Below are 12,979 nucleotides of genomic sequence, written 5' to 3'. Positions count from 1 at the left end.
ACTGGGGTGTATATATTCTACTCATGTCCAAGGTCCTCACCTCCCTGCCTGCCGGCGAACGTGTCGGCATCGCCTTCTCCGGTGGTCTCGACACCTCGGTAGCGGTCGCGTGGATGCGCGAGAAGGGCGCGGTGCCCTGCACCTACACCGCCGACGTCGGCCAGTACGACGAGCCCGACATCGCCTCGGTGCCGGGGCGCGCCACCGCCTACGGCGCGGAGGTCGCCCGGCTGGTCGACTGCCGGGCCGCCCTCGTGGAGGAGGGGCTGGCGGCCCTGGCGTGCGGGGCGTTCCACATCCGCTCCGGCGGCCGCACCTACTTCAACACCACTCCGCTCGGGCGGGCGGTGACGGGCACCCTGCTGGTGCGGGCGATGCTCGAAGACGGGGTGCAGATCTGGGGCGACGGGTCGACCTTCAAGGGCAACGACATCGAGCGGTTCTACCGGTACGGCCTGCTCGCCAACCCGTCCCTGCGCATCTACAAGCCCTGGCTGGACGCCGACTTCGTCGGCGAGCTCGGCGGCCGCAAGGAGATGTCCGAGTGGCTGGTGGCCCACGGGCTGCCCTACCGCGACAGCGTGGAGAAGGCCTACTCCACCGACGCCAACATCTGGGGCGCGACCCACGAGGCCAAGTCGCTGGAGCACCTGGACACGGGCCTCGAGATCGTCGAGCCCATCATGGGAGTGCGGTTCTGGGACCAGGACGTCGAGATCGCTCCCGAGGACGTCACGATCGGCTTCGAGCAGGGACGGCCGGTGACGATCAACGGCAAGGAGTTCACCTCCGCCGTCGACCTGGTGCTGGAGGCCAACGCCATCGGCGGTCGCCACGGCCTGGGCATGTCCGACCAGATCGAAAACCGGATCATCGAGGCCAAGAGCCGGGGCATCTACGAGGCGCCGGGCATGGCGCTGCTGCACGCGGCCTACGAGCGGCTGGTCAACGCGATCCACAACGAGGACACCCTGGCCAGCTACCACGTCGAGGGGCGGCGGCTGGGCAGGCTGCTGTACGAGGGCCGCTGGCTGGACCCGCAGGGGCTGATGCTGCGCGAGTCGCTGCAGCGCTGGGTCGGGACCGCGGTCACCGGCGAGGTGACCCTGCGGCTGCGCCGCGGCGAGGACTACTCCGTCCTGGACACCTCCGGCCCGGCTTTCAGCTACCACCCGGACAAGCTGTCCATGGAGCGCACCGAGGACTCCGCTTTCGGCCCGGTCGACCGCATCGGCCAGCTGACCATGCGCAACCTGGACATCGCCGACTCGCGGGCGAAGCTGGAGCAGTACGCCAGGGTCGGCATGGTGGGCACCCCCCACCCGATGCTGACCGACGCCACCCTCGTGGCCTCGACCGAGCTGATCGGTGCGATGCCGGAGGGCGGGGCCGAGGCCATCGCCTCCCGCGGCGAGGTCTCCGCCGACGAGGAACTGCTCGACCACGCCGCCATGGAGGCCGGCACCGACTGACCCCTGTCGCCCTCCCACTCCGCAGGGCCTGATGGCAGTGCCGAGCGCGTGAGGGGGATGATTGCCGGGTGTACGAGGAGAGACGGGCGCGCGTTCCGGGGGCGGTGCTGTGGTGGCAGGAGGCCCCCGGCACCGCTCCCGATAGCGCTCATGGGTCCGCTCCTGATCCCGGTCCCCGGCCGGTCCGGCGGGTGCTGCCCGACGGCTGCATGGATCTGATCTGGATGGACGGCGCGTTGCTGGTGGCCGGGCCGGACACGGCGGCGCACCTGGTGCGTGATCGTGCGGGCAGCCGATATGTGGGGCTGCGTTTCGGCCCCGGCACCGCGCCGGGGATCCTTGGCGTGGCCGCCCACGAGCTGCGCGACCTACGGGTGCCGCTGGCTGAGGTGTGGCCGGGGGCCGAGGCGCGGCGGTTGTCGGAGCGGGCCGCCGAGGCCGCCGACCCCGGCGTGGTCCTCGAGGAGGCGGCGCTGGGCCGGATCCGCGTGGCCGGGGACTCAGCCGGCACCACGCCCGTCTCCGCGGCGCTCATCTCTGCCGTGGTAGGCGGCGTCCGTGCGGGCCTGCCGGTCGCGGAGGTCGCGGCCGGTGCGGGGCTCGGGGTGCGGCAACTGCATCGCCGGTGCCTGGACGCCTTCGGATACGGCCCGAAGACGCTCGGCCGGATCCTCCGGATGAACCGCGCTCTGGCCCTGGCCCGCCGGGGTGTCCCCTACGCCGTGGTGGCCGGCGCTGCCGGATACGCCGATCAGGCCCATCTCGCGCGGGAAGTGAAGTCGCTGACCGGTGCCACCCTGGGCGAGCTGACCCGCTGAGCCGCGCCACCGAGTCACGCCACCGAGCCGGTTTGCTGATCCCGGGTGACCGGTGACTTGCGGTGGGCTCCCGCAGAGTCGATCAGCCGAGTGACTCCGCCTCCGCGCGCAGATCCTGCAGGGCGGCCAACACGTGGTACGCGGGTCCTCTCGTGTCATCGCGATCACCTTCGGACCACTGTGCGTAGCCTCGGGCGGGCAATCGGCTCAGGGTCTCCTGGCCGGCGACCCCGGGTCAGGCACCGGGCAGCGGCGCGAACAGGTCCACGCCGTTGCCGTCCGGGTCGTGGACGACGGCGTAACGCTGCCCCCAGAAGGCGTCCCACGGCGGCAGGTGCCCCGGATAGCCCGCCTCGACCAGGTCGGCGTACAGGCGGTCGACCTCTCCGGGGCTGTCGCAGCGGAAGGCGAGGGACATCCTCGGGCCGCCCGTGGCGGGCGTCCACGCGGGGTCGAAGGACCGGATGGTGTCGACGGTGTCCCAGGCGAGGCGGAGCCCTCGGTCAAGGGTCATCTCCGCATGGGGCTCGGTGTCCGCCGACACGGGGATGTCCATGCCCAGTCGGCGGTAGAAGGCCAGGGACGCGGCCATGTCGGCCACGACGAGGCCGATGAGGTCGAACGATGGTGTCATGGCGGTCACGGTAGACGGCGGGCGGGCGCGGCGTCTTGAACGAATCGGACACGCGGCACAGGAACCGCCGCCCGAACCACCAGTCTCAAGAGATCACGCCGCTCCGGGAACGAACGCCGTGCCGTCGCGGTGCCGTCCGTGAGGGGCGGGTTCACCGGGTGAAGGGCGTGACGGCGACCACGGCGGTCACCGGGATCGGCCCGTAGATGTGGGGGAACGCCTCCCCCGTGCCTTCGGGCACCTCCAGCCTGACCGGGCAGCCGAGCCGCTCCTCGTCGATCTCCAGCACCACCAGCGGCTCGGTGACCTGACCGTAGTAGCGACCGGCCACGCCACGCAGCTGGAGCAGATCGGAGCAGGCGTGGACGAAGCCCTCCTCCTCCAGGGTCACGCCGAGGGTGGAGACGCGGTATTCGCCGACGGCGACGGCGGCGTCCCAGTCGGCGGCCAGCGCGAGGTGAAGGATCATGGGTGGCCTCCGGCGGGGGTCTGGAGCGTGGTCAGTGCGCGGGTCACCGCGTCGCGGGCGCGGTCCCGCGAGTCGGCGCGGGCTTCGACGACATCCTCCACCCACAGTCCCGACAACAACGCCGCAACGAATCGGACCTCGGAGTGACCGCAGGGATAACCCGCGCCGCGCAGCGCGGAGGCGACGATCTCGTCGCAGCCGTCGGTCCAGGCGCGGGCGACGGCCTGCAGCGCCGGGTCGCGGCCGGCCTGCAGGTACAGCTCCCACAGTCCGAGCTCGCGCAGCCGGTCCGCGGCGTACACGTCGGTGAGGGCCTCGGCGACCGCGGCGGCCGAACGGCCCGTCGGCTGCCGTACGGTGGCGCGCATGCGGGCGAGCTCACGCTCCACGAGCAGCGCGAACGCCTCGGCCAGCAGCTGGTCGCGGCAGGAGAAGTAGTAGGAGGTGGCCGCGAGCGGAAGAGCGGCCCGCCCGGCCACCGCGCGGTGGGTGACCGCGGCGAAGCCGCCCTCGCCGAGCAGGTCGACCGCCGCGTCGAGCAGCGCCTCCCGCCGGCGTACGGCCCGCTGCTGCGGCCGCCGAGACGATGGCTCCTCTGACGCGGGCGGTCGTGGCGAGGGCCGCCGAGCGGTCGCGGTGCCACCTACGCCAGCCGTGCTCGCCGTGCCCGCCGTGGCGACACCGGTCGCGGGCCGGTCCTGGTCGGGCACGCCGTGGTCCTCCCCTGGCTTGTCGGGATGCGCGGGTCGTCGGGATGCGAGCCGTCGGGACGTGCGGGTTACGAGGAACCCGGCAACCGTCCGGACCCACCCTTACCGGCACTCGGAGCCGGGGTCAAACGATCAGTGCGCGCCGGAGAGGTTGAGCACGGCCACCCCGGCGATGATCAGGGTGATGCCCGCGACCTTGATCAGGTTCATGTGCTCACCGAGGAAGAGCGCGCCGATCAGTGCGATCGCCGCGGTTCCGGTGCCCGCCCACACCGCGTACGCGATGCCGACGGGCATGCGGAGTTTGAGCGCCCAGGCGAGCAGGATGAACGAGGCGATGTATCCGGCGGCGACCACGATGGTCCAGCCCCAGCGGGTGAGGCCGTCGCTGAGTTTGAGCGCGGAGGTGGCCAGGACCTCCGAGGCGATCGCGGCGGCGAGCAGGAGCCAGGCCATGGAGGAACCTCACAGACAAAGCGGTACGCTTGTCCCAATTTTAGGCGCGAGGGCTCTTCCTGGCCATGGGATTGCCGGGCCGGAGCTCCAGCTATACCGAGTGGGCTGTGCCGGGGCGGGGAAAGGCTCGCTGAACTGTTCGGGGCGCGAGCGGACGACGCGGCGTCGCCGATGACGGAGCGAGCAGGAGTTCACAGGGTCACCGGCAGTGCGGTCAGCCGGCGGGTGCCGGGGTCGACGGCCTGCAGTTCCTCCACCGGGGCGGCCAGGGCCATCTGGGGGAACCGGTGCAGCAGCGCGGTGAGCGCGACCTGGGTCTGCACGCGGGCGATGGAGGCGCCGAGGCAGAAGTGCGGGCCGTGGGAGAAGCCCAGGTGGCCGGTGGCCGGCACCCGGGCGAGATCGAGCCGGTCGGGGTCGTCGAACGCACGTGGGTCGCGGTTGGCGGCGGAGATGAGAGCGGTGACCTTCGCGCCTTCGGGCACCGTCGTGCCGTACAGATCGACGTCGCGGCGGGCCTGACGCGGGACCGCCAGCTGCGCGGGGCCGCACCAGCGGGTGAGCTCCTCGACGGCGCGGGGCATGAGCGCGGGGTCGGCGCGCAGGGCGGCGAGCTGGTCGGGGTGCGACAGCAGGGCGGCCACGGCGTTGGCGATGAGGTTGGCCGGAGTCTGCCCGGCGATGACCAGGTGCCAGACCAGGGTGACGATCTCGGTGTCGCTCAGCCGGTCGCCGTCCTCGGCCTGGACGCGGACGAGGTCGCCCACCAGATCGTCCCCCACGCCGGGGTGACCGGGGTCGCGGCGCGCGGCGACGGCGGCTTTGGCGCCGGCCATGATTCCCGGGATGGCCCGCGCGAAGTCGTCGCCGGCGGCTCCGGCGACGGTGGCGCCGTACTCGCGCCAGCGTGGGCGGTCCTCCTCGGGGACGCCGACGAGGGCGCAGATGACGTCCATCGGCAGCGGCCGGGCGAAATGCGGCAGCAGATCGGTCTGCCCGCCGTCGGCGTGCGCGGGCAGCTCGTCGAGCAGCGCGTCGACGATGGCGGCGATCCGCGGCCGGAACTCGGCGGCCCGGCGGGGGGTGAAGGCCGGGGCGACCAGTTTGCGTAGCCGCGCGTGCTCCGCGCCGTTCATCTCGCTCATGGTTCGCATGTACGGCAGGCAGCCCGCGGGAACCTCCGGACGCATGTAGCTGGTGGAGTCGAGCTCGAACCGGGCGTCGCCGAGCATCGCTCTCGCCCCGTCGTGTCTGGTCAGGGCGTAGGTGGGGCCGAAGCCGGGAACCAGCAGCCGCGCGAGCGGGCCGTCTTCGCGGGCTTGTCCGTACGCGGCGAGGGCGTCGCGCAGGACCTCCGGGCGGGACAGGTCGATCTCGGGCAGGGTGCCGGTCATCGCATTCCTCCAGATGTTCAACTCACATGTTCATATCATCTGGATGGCGACGGTATCTTGGGTGTTCGGCGGTCGGCAAGCCGTGGCCGTCGCGGCGAGGAGGGTGATGGAACGCCTGTCCAGGGCGGAGCTTCAGGCGCGCAACCGGGCGAGGGTGCTGGCCGCAGCACGGGACGAGTTCACCGAACGGGGGTTCCGCGTCGCCAAGATCGACGCCATCGCCGAGCGTGCCGGGCTGACCCGGGGTGCGGTCTACTCCAACTTCCCGGGCAAGCGGGCGCTGTACTTCGCGGTGCTGGCCGAGCTCGCCGAGGGCGCCGCCGCGCCGGACAGCGAAGGGCCGGACAGCGAGGGGCCGGACAGCGAGGGGCCGGACAGCGCCGCTCCCCCGGGGGCCGGGCCACGTGGCGGGGTCTATGGCGGGGACGGCGCTCCCCCGGACGGCGGGGCGCCCGGAGGTGTCTTCGGCGCCGGTGGCCCGGCCCGGGACGGCGCGCCGCGGGTCGCAGGCGCCCGTGAGGCGCTCGCCGCGTTCGCCCGGGCCTGGGTGGCGCGGCTTCCCCTGGCGACCGACGGCCCGGGCAGGATCGGCATGGACCTGATGCCGGAGATCATCGCCGACGAGCGGACCAGGAAGCCGTTCGCGCAGCTCATGAAGCTGAACGGGATGTTGCTCGGGCTCGCCCTGGAGGGGGTGGCCGCCGGGGGCGGGCGCATGGTGCGGGTCGCGGAGGTCGCGCTGACGACGCTGCACGGCATGAGCCAGATGGCCGACGCCGCGCCCGGTTTCGTGGAGGAGTTCGACGTCGTCAGCGCGTGCGAACGGCTGGCCGATCTCGACCTCGGCGACCGGTGGGACCCGCCGCATCTGCCCTGGGCGGCCCCTGCCCGGCCCGCGGACGCGCCGTGGGCGCCGCCGGCGGCGGCCGACGCGCTGCGCGGCGGTCCCGCGCCGCTCTCCGGTGACGGGGTGGTGGCGGTCGTCGGGCTGCACCGCCTGAGCGCGGTGGAGGAGGCGGTGCGGGGCGCGAGAGCCGGTGACGAGGTGACCGCCGTGCTGGTGACCGGTGACCCCGGTGAGCTGGGGCCGCTGGTGCGGCTGGTCCTCGCCGACCTGCGCGGCTGCCTGCGGGAGGCGTTCCCCCGGCGGGCCTGGCCGCGTCTTCGGGTGGTGTACGACGAGCGGGGGGCCGTCGCGGCGGCGGCCGGGGTGCCGGCGGTGAGCGACGGGACCGAGGCGGCGGTGCGCGTGCGGGCCGGACGCGTGGTCGCCCGCGCCGACGGCCACGGCGCCTGCCACGCCGCCGCCTCCGCCGCCGGTCCCTGACAACAGCCTCGTCGCCGTGATCCCGCGCGCTCACACGCGGTCGTCCGGCATCAAACCGCGTTCGCGTGCGGGAAAGTCCGCGACCCTTGGTCCTCCGAAAAATGAGGCACCTGGTTCGCAGATGGCCCGCTGCCATTGTCCGCGCGCGGAAGACCGTCCTTCCGGCGGTGTTCTCCTCGCCGGAGAGCAGAACATCTCTGTGCTTTTCCGCGGCGCCGCGGACGGCCCATGAGAACCGGGAAGTCAGGCGCTTCCGCCCTGGAATATCTCGGTCGGCACCAGCACTCCCGGGCGTCCGGTGGGCCCCGCGTCTATTTCGGCCTGGCATCGGTCGATCAGTTCGCCGGCGACCTTCTCCAGCGGAATCCGTACGCTCGTGATGGTCGGTTCGGTGATCAGTCCCATCGCTCCGCCGTCGAAGCCGGTGACCGCGATGTCGCGGCCGGCGCGCAGGCCGAGGGAATGACCGATGTTGACCACGACGGCGGCGATGGAGTCGCTGCTGGTGACGATCGCGTCGGGCCGTTGCCGCCGGCTCAGCATCCGGCGTACGTGGTCGCGAATCGCGTCGCCGGAGCCCTCGAAGACGTCTTCGTCCCTCACTTCGAGCCCATGGCGGTCGAGGCCCCGCCGGAAGCCGTGGAGCCGTTCGCGCTTCCAGTACTCGTCGCCCTCGGCCCCCACGTAGGCGAACCGGCCGTACGCCTTCGCGACCAGGTAGTCCATGAGCATGGCCATGCCGTGGGCGTTGTCGATGTCGACCCACTGCTGGGGGAGGTCGGGGGCGAGGCGGCCGAAGGACACGAAGGGCAGCGTGCCTCGCGCCAGCAGCCGGACGCGGGGGTCGTCCACCTGTGACTCCGAGATGATCAGCGCGTCGATGGTGCCCCGGGTGGTCAGCTCGGTGAACACGGACAAGGGGTCTTCGTCGGTGTGTGTGAACACCAGTATCTGGTAGCCCCGGCGGGCCGCCGCCTTTATCAGCGCCTGGAGGAAGCTGAGGGTGAAGCCTTTCACCGTCTCCAGTTCCTCGCCGGACATGTGGTAACCGATTTGCATGCTCCGCCGGGAGCGCAGGGTCTGGGCCGCACGGTTCGGCTTGTATGAAAGCGCTTCCATCGCGGCCACGACGCGGGTCTGCGTCTGTGTCGAGAAGTAATCCTTGCGGCCGTTCAGCACATTGGAAACCGTCTGCCGTGATACGCCGGCGAGTTTTGCGACATCGTCGATGCTGGGGCGGCGGACGGAGTGACGATCGTTCGCGCCGGCCATTTTCCCCCGATCGGCTGTCTCTGACATTCGCACCACTCATGGTGTCACGGGCGCCCGGACCCTCGAATGCCTCCGGACTCTAACACGCACCGCACGCCCCGGAGAGGGTCGCGCGGACCGGTGCGCGCATCACCCCGGACGCACCCCGGCGAAGCCCCGGACGACACCTTGACGTAACACGGACGGCATGTCACTCTCGGCTCCATTGAACGATACATGTGACCGCTAACACACTTCTCACCCTCATCGAGACACGTAGCCGGGCCCCAGGCTCTCGGCGGTTGATGCACGCCAGATTCGGGATGAAAAGGACGTAAGTGTGGCAATCGTGGAAGCTGTCGCCGAAGGGGGAGATCCGCACTCCCCCGGTGCGGGCGACGAGGTCACGGAGCGGTCGGCCGGGCGCGGAGCCGACGGCTTCGTCCACCTCCAGGCGTCCGGGGTGAGCCTGGTGCTCGACTGCCGCGGCCCCCGGCTGCCACGGGTGCTGCACTGGGGACGCCCGCTGCTGCGCGCGTCGGACGCGGACCTTTCTGCGTTGGCGCTGGCCTCGCTGCCGGCGACGGTGCCGAACTCGCTCGACACGCCCGCTTCGGTCGCGGTGGTGCCGGAGTCGGCGACGGGGTGGTTCGGCCTTCCCGGTGTCCTGGGCCACCGCGACGGCCGGCACTGGTCGCCGCTGTTCGAGACGGAGCACGTCGGCGTCCACGACCGCGGAGCCGGTGAGGGCGGCGAGGTGGCCGTCCTGGCGTCGGACGCCGGTTGCGGGCTGTCCCTCGAACTCCGCCTCGACCTGACGGCCGGCGGCGTGCTCCGCATGCGAGCCGTGCTCCGCAACACCGCTCCCGGCTGGTACACGCTCGACGGCCTGGTGATGGCTCTGCCGGTGCCGGCGGAGGCGACCGAGCTGCTCGACTTCACCGGCCGCTGGAGCCGGGAGCGGGACCCCCAGCGACGCGCGTTCTCGGCCGGCGCCCATGTGCGCGACGGGCGGCGCGGACGCACCGGCTCGGACGCGTCGTTCATCCTGGTCGCGGGCGAGAAGGGGTTCGGGTTCCGGTCCGGCCAGGTGTGGGGCGTCCACGTCGGCTGGAGCGGCAACCACCGGACGTACGCCGAGCGGCTGCCCACCGGCGATTCGGTCGTCGGGGGCGGCGAGCTGCTGCAGAGCGGCGAGGTCCGGCTCGCGCCCGGCGTGTCGTACGAGACCCCATGGGTCTACGCCGCCCACGGGGACGGCCTCGACGAGATGGCCGCCCGTTTCCATCGCCTGGTTCGCAGCGGGCGGGGCGGCCGGCGACCGGTGATCGTCAACACCTGGGAGGCGGTCTACTTCGACCACGACCTGGGCCGGCTCACGGCGCTGGTCGACGCGGCCGCCGAAGTAGGGGCCGAGCGGTTCGTGCTCGACGACGGCTGGTTCCGGGGCCGCCGCGACGATCGGGCCGGGCTGGGCGACTGGTTCGTCGACGAGACTCGCTGGCCGGAGGGGCTGCACCCGCTCGTCGAGCGCGTACGGGCGCGGGGCATGGACTTCGGCCTGTGGGTCGAGCCCGAGATGGTCAACCCCGACTCGGACCTGGCCCGCGCGCACCCCGACTGGATCATGGCGACCGAATGCCGGCAACCCCCGCCGGTCCGTCATCAGCAGGTGCTCGACCTGCGCCGGCAGGAGGCCTACGACTACATCCTGGAGCGGCTGGACACGCTCGTGCGCGAGTACCGGATCGCGTTCCTGAAGTGGGACCACAACCGCGATCTCGTCGACGCGGGAGTGCACGAGCAGACCAGGGCGGTCTACCGCCTCATGGACGAGCTGCGGGCGCGTCACCCCGGGCTGGAGATCGAGTCGTGCTCGTCGGGCGGCGCCCGGGTGGACCTCGGCATTCTCGAGCGCACCGATCGCGTCTGGGCCAGCGACTGCATCGACGGCACAGAGCGGCAGGCGATCCAGCGGTGGACGGCCTTGCTCCTGCCGCCTGAGCTGATCGGTTCCCACGTGGGGTCGGCGCGCGCGCACACCACCGGACGGACGCAGAGCCTCGCGCTGCGGGCCGGCACCGCGCTGTTCGGCCACTTCGGCATCGAGTGGGACCTGACCGCGGCCTCCGGGGAGGAACGCGCGGAGCTGCGGCGGTGGGTGCAGCTCTACAAGCGGATGCGCGGCTGGTTGCACCGTGGGCTCGTCGTACGGGCCGACCATCCCGATCCGGCGCTGTGGCTGCACGGAATCGTGTCGGCGGACCGCGACCAGGCGCTGTTCTCGGTGGTGGCGATGGCCACCGGCGCCCGCACCCAGCCCGGACGGGTCCGCATCCCCGGACTGGACCCGCACCGGCGTTACCGCGTGCGACCGCTGGCTCCGGGCGACAGTCCGGGCACCACCGCGGTGGCCCCGAACCCGTGGCTGGCCGAGGGCGTCGTGGTCACCGGCCAGATGCTGGCGGAGGTCGGCCTGTCCGCCCCGCCGCTCCACCCCGAACAACTGCTCCTGCTGCACATCACGAAGGCTTGACCGTCATGAGGACCAGCACCGAACGGCAGAGCGGCACGGCGGAGCCGCGGCCCGGCACATCCCCGCCGCAGTCCGACACGTCCGCGCCGCGGCCCCGGCGCCGCGCGGGCGACCTGCCCGTCGCGATGGTCTTCCTCCTGCCCGCGGCGGTCGGCTTCGCCGTCTTCTACCTGTGGCCGGCGCTGCGGACCGCGTACCTCAGCTTCACCGACTACAGCCTGCTCGCTCCGCCCGAATGGGCCGGGCTCGACAACTACCGGCGCCTGCTCGGCGACCGCCTGTTCTGGAACGCGCTGAAGGTCACGGTCGAGTACGTCGTCGTCAACATCGGGGTGCAGACGATCGCCGCCCTCGGCCTGGCCGTGCTGATGCACCGGCTGACCCGCTCCGGGCTGATCCGGGGCGTGCTGCTGCTGCCGTACCTGGTCGCCAATGTGGTGGTCGCACTGATCTGGTACACGATGCTCGACGCTCAGCTCGGCATCGTGAACCAGGCGCTGGAGTGGATCGGCCTCGACCCGGTGGCCTTCTTCGGGGAGACGAGCACGGCGATCCCGACCATCGCGCTGGTCAACGTCTGGCGGCATGTGGGCTACACCGCACTGCTGATCTTCGCCGGCCTGCAGGCCATCCCGAAGACCGTGTACGAGGCGGCGGCGACCGACGGAGCCTCCGAGGCGAGGATGTTCTGGCGGATCACGCTGCCGCTGCTGCGTCCCGTCCTGGCGCTGGTGCTCGTGCTGACCGTCATCGGATCGTTCCAGATCTTCGACACGGTGGCGGTCACCACCAAGGGCGGGCCGATCAACGCGACCCGGGTCATCTACTACTACATCTATGAGCAGGCGTTCCAGCGCTTCAACTTCGGTTACGCCGCCGCCGTCTGCGTCGCCCTCTTCGCGATTCTCGCCGGCCTCGCGCTGCTCCAGCTCAAGCTGCTCCGCGCCGGCGACTCGGACCTGGACTGAGAGGCAGGCCATGAGCCACGCATTGAGACGGCTGAGCCGGCGGCGGACGGCGGCCTGGGCGATCCTCGTGCTGTTCGTCCTGATCACGCTGCTGCCGTTCTACTGGATGCTGCGCATCTCCCTGTCCAACAACCGGACCCTTTTCGCGAACCCGGGTTCGCTCATGCCGACGGACTTCACGTTCGGCGCGTTCAAGCGGGTCCTGGGCATCGCGACGCTGGCGGAGGCCACCGCGGAGGGCGGCTCCGGCGCGAACATCGACTTCTGGCGGTACCTGGCGAACTCGGTGGTCACCTCGGCCGTCATCACGGTCTGCCAGGTGTTCTTCAGCGCCATGGCGGCGTACGCGTTCGCCCGGCTGCGCTGGCCCGGACGGGAGAAGGTCTTCTTCGTCTTCCTCACCGCCCTGATGATCCCGCCGATCTTCACCGCGCTGCCCAACTTCGTGACCGTCAAGCAGCTCGGGCTGCTCAACACGTACGCGGGGATCGTGCTGCCGTACCTGTTCATGACGCCCTTCGCGGTGTTCTTCCTGCGGCAGTTCTTCCTCAACATCAGCAGGGAGGTGGAGGAGGCGGCGATCGTGGACGGCGCGGGGCACGCGCACATCTTCTTCCGGTTGATCGTGCCGATGAGTTCGGCGCCGATCGCCACCATCTCCCTGCTGGTCTACATCGGAGCCTGGAACGAGTACTTCTGGCCACTGCTCGTAGGGCAGGAGAACGACGTCCGGGTGCTCACCGTGGCCCTGGGCATCTTCCGTGCCCAGAGCCCGCAGGCCGGGCCGGACTGGTCCGGGCTCATGGCCGCGACGCTTCTGGCCGCGTTGCCGGTCATCGCGCTCTTCACCGTTTTCGGACGATGGATCGTCAACTCCATCCAGTTCTCCGGGATCAAGTGATCCCTCCCTGAACCGCCCTCATCCCCCCACCGCAACAAGGAGA

At 71.4% G+C, this 12,979-nt stretch carries 12 protein-coding genes; 6 read left to right on the top strand and 6 right to left on the bottom strand.

From position 1 onward, the window contains the following. The first annotated feature begins 23 nt into the window (after window positions 1-23). Both argG and Mam01_RS16340 read left to right on the top strand, forming a co-directional pair. A complete protein-coding gene (gene argG / locus Mam01_RS16345; RefSeq protein WP_150934067.1) occupies window positions 24-1,472 on the top strand; it encodes an argininosuccinate synthase in 1,449 nt (482 codons plus the stop codon). Window positions 1,473-1,540: 68 nt separating this feature from the next. Continuing rightward, on the top strand, window positions 1,541-2,290 hold the full coding sequence (locus Mam01_RS16340) for a helix-turn-helix domain-containing protein (protein ID WP_204286167.1): 750 nt from the start codon (window positions 1,541-1,543) through the stop codon (window positions 2,288-2,290). 235 nt (window positions 2,291-2,525) lie between these two features. Here Mam01_RS16340 and Mam01_RS16335 read toward each other — a convergent pair whose 3' ends face one another. The 5 genes from Mam01_RS16335 to Mam01_RS16315 form a co-directional block, all read right to left on the bottom strand. Further along, window positions 2,526-2,924, bottom strand: coding sequence for a VOC family protein (locus Mam01_RS16335; RefSeq protein WP_204286166.1), 399 nt, complete (start codon window positions 2,922-2,924; stop codon window positions 2,526-2,528). 151 nt (window positions 2,925-3,075) lie between these two features. Then, complete coding sequence (locus Mam01_RS16330) at window positions 3,076-3,393, bottom strand: DUF952 domain-containing protein (RefSeq protein WP_204286165.1); 318 nt, start codon at window positions 3,391-3,393, stop codon at window positions 3,076-3,078. Continuing rightward, entirely contained in the window at window positions 3,390-4,103 is a 714-nt protein-coding gene (locus Mam01_RS16325; protein ID WP_204286164.1) for a TetR/AcrR family transcriptional regulator, read from the bottom strand. The genes Mam01_RS16330 and Mam01_RS16325 overlap by 4 nt, the downstream gene beginning before the upstream one ends. 132 nt (window positions 4,104-4,235) lie before the next feature. Further along, window positions 4,236-4,559, bottom strand: a complete 324-nt coding sequence (locus Mam01_RS16320; protein ID WP_204286163.1) for a DMT family transporter — start codon at window positions 4,557-4,559, stop codon at window positions 4,236-4,238. A 191-nt stretch (window positions 4,560-4,750) separates the two neighbouring features. Further along, window positions 4,751-5,953 carry a cytochrome P450 family protein gene (locus Mam01_RS16315; protein WP_204286162.1) on the bottom strand — a complete coding sequence of 401 codons (1,203 nt, stop codon included), beginning with the start codon at window positions 5,951-5,953 and terminating at the stop codon, window positions 4,751-4,753. 106 nt (window positions 5,954-6,059) lie between these two features. Here Mam01_RS16315 and Mam01_RS36700 point away from each other — a divergent pair, with 106 nt between their 5' ends. After that, window positions 6,060-7,280, top strand: a complete 1,221-nt coding sequence (locus Mam01_RS36700; protein ID WP_239101354.1) for a helix-turn-helix domain-containing protein — start codon at window positions 6,060-6,062, stop codon at window positions 7,278-7,280. Between the two features lie 243 nt (window positions 7,281-7,523). Here Mam01_RS36700 and Mam01_RS16305 read toward each other — a convergent pair whose 3' ends face one another. Continuing rightward, the gene (locus tag Mam01_RS16305; RefSeq protein WP_204286161.1) at window positions 7,524-8,552 is read right to left on the bottom strand and encodes a LacI family DNA-binding transcriptional regulator; all 1,029 of its coding nucleotides are present in this window, start codon (window positions 8,550-8,552) and stop codon (window positions 7,524-7,526) included. A gap of 319 nt (window positions 8,553-8,871) precedes the next feature. Between Mam01_RS16305 and Mam01_RS16300 the strand changes: the two genes are divergently transcribed. From Mam01_RS16300 to Mam01_RS16290, 3 genes are read left to right on the top strand one after another with little or no spacing between them, the layout of a single operon-like run. Beyond that, the gene (locus Mam01_RS16300; protein WP_425563091.1) at window positions 8,872-11,067 is read left to right on the top strand and encodes an alpha-galactosidase; all 2,196 of its coding nucleotides are present in this window, start codon (window positions 8,872-8,874) and stop codon (window positions 11,065-11,067) included. Between the two features lie 5 nt (window positions 11,068-11,072). Further along, entirely contained in the window at window positions 11,073-12,035 is a 963-nt protein-coding gene (locus Mam01_RS16295; protein ID WP_204286160.1) for a carbohydrate ABC transporter permease, read from the top strand. A 10-nt stretch (window positions 12,036-12,045) separates the two neighbouring features. After that, window positions 12,046-12,936, top strand: coding sequence for a carbohydrate ABC transporter permease (locus Mam01_RS16290; protein ID WP_204286159.1), 891 nt, complete (start codon window positions 12,046-12,048; stop codon window positions 12,934-12,936). Window positions 12,937-12,979: the final 43 nt, after the last annotated feature.

The organism is Microbispora amethystogenes (assembly GCF_016863015.1).
Lineage (GTDB): Bacteria > Actinomycetota > Actinomycetes > Streptosporangiales > Streptosporangiaceae > Microbispora > Microbispora amethystogenes.
Note: the sequence above shows the minus strand (reverse complement) of the source record. Positions and strands in the feature narration are given on the sequence as shown.

Excerpts from the sequence above, each read along its gene's own strand:
- argG (WP_150934067.1), top strand. The coding sequence starts at position 24 with ATGTCCAAGGTCCTCACCTCCCTGCCTGCCGGCGAACGTGTCGGCATC.
- Mam01_RS16335 (WP_204286166.1), bottom strand. The coding sequence starts at position 2,924 with ATGACACCATCGTTCGACCTCATCGGCCTCGTCGTGGCCGACATGGCC.
- Mam01_RS16330 (WP_204286165.1), bottom strand. The coding sequence starts at position 3,393 with ATGATCCTTCACCTCGCGCTGGCCGCCGACTGGGACGCCGCCGTCGCC.
- Mam01_RS16320 (WP_204286163.1), bottom strand. The coding sequence starts at position 4,559 with ATGGCCTGGCTCCTGCTCGCCGCCGCGATCGCCTCGGAGGTCCTGGCC.
- Mam01_RS16315 (WP_204286162.1), bottom strand. The coding sequence starts at position 5,953 with ATGACCGGCACCCTGCCCGAGATCGACCTGTCCCGCCCGGAGGTCCTG.
- Mam01_RS36700 (WP_239101354.1), top strand. The coding sequence starts at position 6,060 with ATGGAACGCCTGTCCAGGGCGGAGCTTCAGGCGCGCAACCGGGCGAGG.
- Mam01_RS16305 (WP_204286161.1), bottom strand. The coding sequence starts at position 8,552 with ATGGCCGGCGCGAACGATCGTCACTCCGTCCGCCGCCCCAGCATCGAC.
- Mam01_RS16295 (WP_204286160.1), top strand. The coding sequence starts at position 11,073 with ATGAGGACCAGCACCGAACGGCAGAGCGGCACGGCGGAGCCGCGGCCC.
- Mam01_RS16290 (WP_204286159.1), top strand. The coding sequence starts at position 12,046 with ATGAGCCACGCATTGAGACGGCTGAGCCGGCGGCGGACGGCGGCCTGG.